Annotated in this window: 7 protein-coding genes; all 7 read left to right on the top strand. The window is 74.0% G+C overall.

From position 1 onward, the window contains the following. A partial coding sequence (locus ABZU32_RS13550) for a sugar ABC transporter permease (RefSeq protein ID WP_354921409.1) occupies nt 1-894 on the top strand: 894 nt, incomplete at its 5' end. A 3-nt stretch (nt 895-897) separates the two neighbouring features. Then, entirely contained in the window at nt 898-1,716 is an 819-nt protein-coding gene (locus ABZU32_RS13545) for a carbohydrate ABC transporter permease (protein ID WP_354921406.1), read from the top strand. 77 nt (nt 1,717-1,793) lie between these two features. After that, a complete protein-coding gene (locus ABZU32_RS13540; RefSeq protein WP_354921403.1) occupies nt 1,794-3,104 on the top strand; it encodes a sugar ABC transporter substrate-binding protein in 1,311 nt (436 codons plus the stop codon). Continuing rightward, nucleotides 3,101-4,087: an ADP-ribosylglycohydrolase family protein gene (locus ABZU32_RS13535; RefSeq protein WP_354921400.1), complete on the top strand. Its 987-nt coding sequence runs from the start codon at nt 3,101-3,103 to the stop codon at nt 4,085-4,087. The genes ABZU32_RS13540 and ABZU32_RS13535 overlap by 4 nt, the downstream gene beginning before the upstream one ends. Nucleotides 4,088-4,123: 36 nt before the next feature. Then, the gene (locus tag ABZU32_RS13530; protein WP_354921397.1) at nt 4,124-5,149 is read left to right on the top strand and encodes an ADP-ribosylglycohydrolase family protein; all 1,026 of its coding nucleotides are present in this window, start codon (nt 4,124-4,126) and stop codon (nt 5,147-5,149) included. Further along, nucleotides 5,146-6,318, top strand: coding sequence for an ADP-ribosylglycohydrolase family protein (locus ABZU32_RS13525; RefSeq protein ID WP_354921394.1), 1,173 nt, complete (start codon nt 5,146-5,148; stop codon nt 6,316-6,318). Before ABZU32_RS13530 ends, ABZU32_RS13525 begins: the two co-directional genes overlap by 4 nt. Beyond that, nucleotides 6,315-7,790: an ADP-ribosylglycohydrolase family protein gene (locus ABZU32_RS13520; protein WP_354921391.1), complete on the top strand. Its 1,476-nt coding sequence runs from the start codon at nt 6,315-6,317 to the stop codon at nt 7,788-7,790. Before ABZU32_RS13525 ends, ABZU32_RS13520 begins: the two co-directional genes overlap by 4 nt. Nucleotides 7,791-7,939: the final 149 nt, after the last annotated feature.

Here is a 7,939-nt window from a genome sequence, read left to right as displayed (position 1 = left end):
GGCCGGCGCGCCGGCGGCGGCGAGGCCCGGCGCGGGCGCGAGACGCTCGCCCTCATGCTGCCCGCCCTGGTCCCGGTGCTGGTGTTCAGCGTCGGCCCGCTGCTCTACGGCATCTTCCTCGCCTTCACCGACGCTCGCTCCGGCCGCAACTCGGTGACCTCGTTCGTGGGCCTCGCCAACTTCGGCGAACTGTTCGCCGACGGCGACTTCTGGGAGTCCTTCCGCATCGGCCTGGTCTGGGCCGTCTCGGTGACCGTGCTGCAGTTCGCCGCCTCCCTCGGGCTGGCGCTGCTGCTCAACGAGAACCTGCGGTTCCGGGCGTTCGCCCGGGTGCTCGCCCTGGTGCCCTGGGCCATGCCGCCGGTCGTCATCGGCCTGATGTGGCGCCTGGTCTACCACCCGAACGCGGGCATACTCAACAGCGTCCTGCAGCAGGCCGGCCTGCTGGACCACAACATCGACTGGCTCAACGACTTCTCCATCGCGCTGCCCGCGGTGATCGTCGTCGGCGTGTGGACCGGCATGCCGCAGACCACCGTCGTCCTGCTGGCCGGCCTGCAGAACGTCCCCGGGGAACTGCACGAGGCAGGCCACATGGACGGCGCCTCCACCTTCCGCCGCTTCTGGAGCATCACCCTGCCCCAGCTGCGCCCGATCATCGTCACCATCACCTCGCTGGACTTCGTCTGGAACATCAACCAGTTCGGCCTGGTGTACGTGCTCACCCAGGGCGGCCCCGGCGGGCGGACGCGGCTGCCGATGCTGTTCGCCTACGAGGAGGCGTTCCGCTACGGCTTCTTCGGCTACGCCGCCACGCTCGGCGTCGCCTTCGTCATCGTCGTGCTGGCCCTGCTGAGCCTGTACATCGGCCGGCAACTGCGGGAGGCGGAGTAAGAGATGCGCAGGCCCCTGCAGTACCTCGCCCTGCTGGCCTACATGGTCTTCCTGGCGTTCCCGCTGGTCTGGCTGCTGTCCACGGCGCTGAAGACCTCGCGCGAGATGGCGAGCCTCACCCCGTCGTGGATCCCGCGCCACCCCGTGCTGAGCAACTTCGCCGACGCCTTCGCCGAGCAGGACATCGTCGGCAGCGCCGTGCGCAGCCTCGGCGTCGCCGTCGCCACCTCGCTGCTGACGATCGTGCTCGCGCTGCCCGCCGCGTACGCGATGGCCCGCCACCGCTCGCTGCTCAACCGGCTCGCCGTCGGGTGGGTGCTGGTCAGCCAGGTCTTCCCGTTCATCCTGATCATCATCCCGCTGTTCATGGTGCTGCGGACCCTGGACCTGGTCAACACGCTGCCCGGCCTCACCATCGTCCACGTCACCTTCGTCCTGCCGTTCGCGCTGTGGATGCTCCAGGGCTACGTGCGCGCGGTGCCCCGCGAGCTGGAGGAGGCCGCGGCCGTCGACGGCGCCGGGCGGGTGCGCGCCATCGTCCGGGTCGTCGCGCCGCTGCTGGCTCCGGGAGTGGTCGCGACGGCGCTGTTCGCGTTCATCTCCTCCTGGAACGAGTTCCTGTTCGCGCTGGTCGTCCTCAAGGACCCCGGCGTGGCCACGCTGCCCCTGACCCTGGTGAAGTTCACCGGCGCGGAAGGCGTCGTGCGCCTCGGCCCGCTCGCGGCGGCCTCGCTGCTCGCCACGATCCCGAGCCTGGCCTTCTTCGCGATCATCCAGCGGCGGCTGAGATCCGGCCTCATGGCCGGCGCCGTCAAGGGATGACCGGCCATCCTCCGGCCCGAGCCGAGCACCTGCGAGGCGAAGCCCACAGCCACGGCACCCCCTGATAGGAGAGTCTCTTGCGTACCAGAACCGCACTCGCGGCGGCGGCGGCCGCGATCGCCGCGCTGACGGCCGGCTGCTCGTCCGGCGCCGGCACCACCACCGGCGGCGGCGACGGCGGGACGGTGACCCTGAAGTTCCTCAGCCTCGCCTGGCAGAAGGAGTCCATCGCCGCCAACAAGCAGATCGTCGACGAATGGAACAAGGCCAACCCCGCCACCAGGGTCGAGTACGTCCAGGGAAGCTGGGACAACGTCAACGACCAGCTCGTCACCTCCTTCGAGGGCGGCGACCCGCCGGACGTCATCCACGACGACTCCCCGGCGCTCGCCGGGTTCGCCTCGCGTGGCTACCTGCTCGACCTGTCGGCCAAGCTGCCCCCCGACCTCAAGAACGACATCCCGCAGCCCGCGTGGGACACCGTCACCTTCGGCGACGGCAAGGGCGGCCAGGGCGTGTACGGCGTGCCGTTCCTGCAGGAGTCGCAGGTGCTGATCGGCAACAAGAAGCTGCTCGACGCCGCCAAGGTGCGCATCCCCACCCCGGACGCCCCCTGGACCTGGGACGAGTTCGCCGAGATCAGCAAGAAGCTCACCAAGGGCGGGAACTACGGCGTCGCCTGGCCGCTGAAGTCCCCGGTCAACAAGGTGCTCAACCTGGCGCTCAACTTCGGCGGCACCTTCTTCCAGGTGGACGGCGCCAAGGCCACCGTCAAGGTCGGCCCCGGTGAGCGCGAGGTCATGCAGCGCATCCACGACCAGCTCTACAAGGACAAGTCGGCCGACCCCTCCGCGCTCGGCATGGGCACCGCCGACCCGCTGCCCGGCTTCTACGCCGGCAAGTACGCCCTGCTGCCCGCAGGCGTCTACCTGCGCCAGCAGGTCGCCGAGCAGGCGCCGGAGGACTTCGACTGGATCACCATCCCGCCGCTCAAGGGCACCACCTCCGAGCAGGGCGCCACCTCCCAGACGCTGTCGGTCGCCGCCGACAGCGAGTACCCCGAGCAGGCGACGAAGTTCATCTCCTTCTTCCTCGACAGCGCCAACCAGGCGAGGCTCGCCAAGGGCGACTGGCTGCTGCCCACCAGCGTCAAGGCGGCGAGCGACCCCTCCATGACGACCAAGGAGAACGGCTGGGACGTCGCCACCGCCTCGGCCAGGAACCTCGTCGTCGCGCCGTACCTGAAGGTCAACGGCTTCGACGAGTGGAAGAGCAAGGTGGCCACCCCCACCCTTCAGCAGTACTTCGCCGACAAGATCACCCTCGACCAGGCGGCGAAGACCCTCACCGACGAGGGCAACAAGGTGCTGGAGCGGTACGGCAAATGAGCCTGACCCGCGCCCGGGGGTGCCTGCTCGGCCTGGCGGCCGGCGACGCCCTCGGGCGGCCCGCCGAGAACCTCCCGCCCGAGGAGATCGCCCGGCGTCACGGCCGCCTCACCGAGATCGAGCCGGGCAAGGGCGGCACCGACGACACCGAGTACACCATCTTCGCCGCGTCGCTGCTGTGCCGGTACGGCGCGGCCATGACCCCGGCTGACGTGGCCAGGGAGTACCGCGAGCAGATCATCCCGTCCATCGACGGGCCCATGCGCGGCGCCGGGTTCTCCGAGCTCGGCGCCGTCCAGGCTCTGCGCCGCGGCCTGGCGCCGCCGATGTCGGGCGAGTGGCACCAGCACGGCTGGTCGGACGGCCTGGCCATGCGCGCCGCGCCCTACGGGATCTTCGCGGCCGGCGACCCGGGGGAGGCGGCGCGGCTGGTGGCCGTGGACGGAGTGGTGAGCAACGGCGTCGAGGGCGTGTACGGCGGCCAGGCGGTCGCCGCCGCGGTCGCCGTCGCGATGACCGGCGCCGCGCCCGCCGAGGTCGTCCAGGCGGGGCTCGCCGCCGTGCCCGAGGACTCCTGGACCTCCCGTAACCTGCGCGCGGCGGTGGACGCCGTCGCCGCCGGGTCGGTGGAGCGGCTGTACGCGGCCGTCGTCGTGCGCCACTACCCGTGGACCGACCTCGCGCCCGAGGCCGTCGCGCTCGCCTTCGCCGGCTACCTCATGGGCGCCGGCGAGGTGGAGGAGTCGGTCGTGTCGGCCGCCAACCTGGGCCGCGACGCCGACACCACCGCGGCCATCGCCGGCGCCCTCGCGGGGGCGGGGCGCGGCGAGGCCGCCGTCCCCGCGCGCTGGGCCAGGGAGATCGGCCCCGCCACCGGCCGCTGCCTCCCCGTCGTCGCCGGCCGCCACGTCCTGGACGTCGCCACCGCGCTGTACGCGGCATCGCAGAACGCCCACGCACCCGACGACGAGGCCCCGCGATGACCGCTTCGGCGGGATAGATCGGGATAGAGGAGAGACATGCAATCGGGGGACAGGACCAAGGACGCGCCCGGCACGGCCGCGGACCGGGTCGCGGGCGCCTTCGTCGGGCTGGCCATCGGCGACGCCGCCGGGTGGCCGTCCGCGCGCCATCGCTCAACGCTGCTCGCGCCGTGGACCAGGCGGCTGGAACGCGAGCTGGACGCCTTCGCCGAGGAGCACCGCCTCACCACGCTCCCCGTGCCGTTCACGCTGAACCAGCCCGTCGAGCCGCTCGCCCTCGGCCCGTCCGACGACGCCGAATGGCTCGCCTGGACCGCGCTGACCCTCCACCAGGACCGCGCCGAGGCCTTCACCGCCCTCGGGGGACGCTCGGACCTGCGGGTGCGCATCTCGGTGCGCTCGGCCCTCGCCAACCTGGCCGCGGGCAAGCCGCCCCCGGTCAGCGGCCACGACAACCCGCACCACTTCGACGACGCCGCCGCCGTGCGCGCCGTGGCCTTCGCGGCCGCCGCTCCCGGCTCCGCCGCCCTGCCGGACCTCGTGCGGGCCGACGCCTCGGTCACCAACTCCGGGGACGGGGTCCTCGGCGCGCTCGCGATGGCCGCCGCGGTCGCGGTGCTCGTCGCGGGCGGGACGATGGGCGCGGCGGTGGAGGCGGCGCTGGCCGAGCTGCCCGGGGACACCGCCATCGGCCACGCCGCCAGGACGGCCCTCACGGCGGCCCGCCGGGCGGGCGACCCGTTCGCGGCCGTCCCGGCCCTGGACGCCGCGCTGGTCGACCACGTCTACAGCTACGGGGTCGCCGCCGCGCAGACCGTCCCCGCGGCGCTCGCGCTCGCGGAGGTGTCCGGCGGCTCGCTCACCGCGGCCGTCCCCGCCGCCGCCTGCCTGTCATCGCTCGCCGACTCCGCCCCGGCCCTCACCGGCGCGCTCACCGGCGCCCGCACCGGGCTCCGCGCGCTCCCCGAGGGCTGGTGCGCCGCGGCGCGCACGCTCACCGGCTGCGGCCTCCCCGAGCTGGCCGGAGCCGATCTCATCGACATCGCTGGAGGACTGGCATGACGCCGCTGGAGGACCTGCTGACCGACAAGGCCGTCGGATGCGTGACGGGCGCGGCGGTCGGCGACGCCATCGGCGGCGCCACCGAAGGCTGGACGCCCGGCCAGATCCAGGAACGGTACGACGGGTACGTGACGGGCATCGTCCCGCCGTACTTCGAGGATTGGCGCAACGCGCGCCCCATCGCGCCCTACCACAAGGGCGACGGCCACATCACCGACGACACCCTCATGACGCACGCCCTCATCCGCGTGTACGAGAAGGTCGGCGGTCACCTGGACGCCTACGCCGCGGCCGACCACCTGGTGCCGGAGATGATGGGCGAGAAGCGCTGGATCCCCGAGCTGGAGGCCGAGGCGCTGCCCCTGCAACGGGTCTTCCTCGCCGAGAAGTGGCTGGTCCTGCGCCTGCACTACGGGCACATCGACCCGCGCGAGGCCGGGGTGGGCAACATCGTCAACTGCGGCGCCGCGATGTACATGGCGCCGGCCGGTATCGTCAACGCCGCCAACCCCGACGGCGCGTACGCCGAGGCCGTCGACCTGGCGGGCGCCCACCAGTCCAGCTACGGCCGGGAGGCGGCCGGGGTGCTGGCCGCCGCCGTCGCCGAGGCGATGCGTCCCGGCGCGAGCGCCGACTCGGTCGTGGCCACCTGCCTGCGGCTGGCCCGCGACGGCACCCGCGCCGCCATCGACGCCGTGTGCGAGCGGGCCCGCGGCCTGGACCACTGGGAGGGGTCGTTCGACGCGCTCCGCGAGGCCGTCAAGCCCTACGACACCGTCGCCGACACCTACCGCGACCAGGGCCTCGGGGCGCGGCGGCCGAGCCGGCTGCACAGCATCGAGGAACTGCCGCTGGCGCTCGCCTTCCTGGTCATCGCCAAGGGCGACTATCGCGACACCGTGCTCGGCGGCGTCAACTACGGGCGCGACGCCGACTCCATCGCCAGCATGGGCGGCGCGATCGCCGGCGCCCTCGGCGGAGCCAAGGCGGTGCCCGCCGAATGGCTCGACCCGGTGTCCGAGGCCAGCCGCATGGACCTGGTCACCCCCGGCCTGGCCATCGCCGAGGTCGCCCGGCGCGTCCACGCCGGCGACCTCGCCGCCCGCCGCGCCCACGAGGCCGCCTTCACCGCCCTGACCTGGGACAACACCCCCGGACTCCCGTCATGAGCGGCGACCGGCCGATCAGGCTGACCTGGGTGCAGCCGGAGGATCTGGTGGGACACGAGCTGCGGCAGGCCGGCGAGGACGGCCGGGGCGCCCAGGCCGCCCCGATCGCCGACCGGTGGCACGCCGCCGGAGGGCACGACGCGCCGCCCCGCGCAGGGGCCTCGCCCGAGCCGCCCGCCCCCGAGCTGCGAGCGCTGGCCGCCGAGCTGCTCGACGAGCTGGCGGGCATCCCCTCACCGCTGCCCGAGCCGTCCGGCCTCGCCGGCATCCGCGCGGCCGCTTCCGCCTGGGCGGCGTCCGGCGCTCCGGACAGCGCGGCCACCCTTGCCCGGGCGGGGTCCGGCGTTCCGGGCAGCGCGGCCACCCTTGCCCGGGCGGCGTCCGGCGCTCCGGAGCGTCCAAGCGCCCACCCCGACGAGCTGGGCGAGCGGCTGCTGGGGGCGTGGCGCGGACGGGCGGCGGGGTGTGTGCTGGGCAAGCCGGTGGAGAAGATCCCCCGCCAGGGCATCAGGGAGATCGCCGAGGCGACCGGCAACTGGCCGATCCGCGGCTGGTTCACCGCCGAGGGGCTGCCGGCCGAGGTGGCGGCCCGCTGGCCGTGGAACCGGCGCAGCGCCGCCACCTCCCTCGCCGAGACCCTCGACGGCGTCCCCGAGGACGACGACCTGAACTTCCCCCTGCTGGCACTGTCCCTGCTGGAGCGGCACGGCCGCGGGTTCACCACGGCCGACGTCGCCGCCCTGTGGCTGGAGGAACTGCCCGCCGGCCGGGTCTTCACCGCCGAGCGCGTGGCCTACCGCAACCTGCTCGACGGACTGGAACCGCCGCGCACGGCCACGTGGCGCAACCCCTTCAGGGAGTGGATCGGCGCGCTGATCAGGGCCGACGTGTACGGCTGGGCCAACCCCGGCGACGTGCGCACGGCGGCGGAGTTCGCCTGGCGGGACGCGCGCCTCAGCCACACCGCCAACGGGGTCTACGGCGCCATGATGGTCGCCGCCATGTGCGCCCGGTCCCTGGTCGTGTCCTCCGGCGACCCGGCCGCGGCGGTGGAGGAGGTCGTGGCCGCCGGACTGTCGGTCGTCCCCGCCGGTTCCCGGCTCGCCCGGGCCGTCCGGGACGCCGTCGCCGACGCGCGGGCCGAACCCGACTTCGAGCGGGTCGTCGACCGCCTGTACGAGCGGCACGGCGGGCTGCACTGGGTGCACACCGTCAACAACGCCGCCCTGGTGGCCGCCGCGCTGACGCACGGCCGCGGCGACTTCACCGCCTCGGTCGCGGGCGCGGTCGCCGCCGGATGGGACACCGACTCGGCCGGAGCCACGGTGGGCTCCATCGCCGGCGGCCTGCTGGGCGCCTCGCGCATCCCGTCCGGGTGGGCGCTCGGCGACCGGCTGGCGAGCAGCGTGCGCGGCTTCGACGGCATCGGCTTCGACGAGCTCACCCGCCGCACGCTCGCCGTGGCATCGTGACCACCACAGCGGCGCGGGACGGGCGGACCCGTACAGCGGCGCGGGACGGGCGGACCCGTACAGCGGCGCGGGACGGGCGGACCCGTACAGCGGCGCGGGACGGGCGGACCCGTACAGCGGTGCCGGACGGGCGGACTCGTACAGCGGCG

It is taken from the genome of Sphaerisporangium sp. NPDC005288, assembly GCF_040607475.1.
GTDB classification, from domain to species: domain Bacteria; phylum Actinomycetota; class Actinomycetes; order Streptosporangiales; family Streptosporangiaceae; genus Sphaerisporangium; species Sphaerisporangium rhizosphaerae.
Note: the sequence above shows the minus strand (reverse complement) of the source record. Positions and strands in the feature narration are given on the sequence as shown.

Coding starts and splice junctions, on each gene's coding strand:
- ABZU32_RS13525 (WP_354921394.1), top strand. CDS start 5,146: ATGACGCCGCTGGAGGACCTGCTGACCGACAAGGCCGTCGGATGCGTG.
- ABZU32_RS13530 (WP_354921397.1), top strand. CDS start 4,124: ATGCAATCGGGGGACAGGACCAAGGACGCGCCCGGCACGGCCGCGGAC.
- ABZU32_RS13520 (WP_354921391.1), top strand. CDS start 6,315: ATGAGCGGCGACCGGCCGATCAGGCTGACCTGGGTGCAGCCGGAGGAT.
- ABZU32_RS13545 (WP_354921406.1), top strand. CDS start 898: ATGCGCAGGCCCCTGCAGTACCTCGCCCTGCTGGCCTACATGGTCTTC.
- ABZU32_RS13535 (WP_354921400.1), top strand. CDS start 3,101: ATGAGCCTGACCCGCGCCCGGGGGTGCCTGCTCGGCCTGGCGGCCGGC.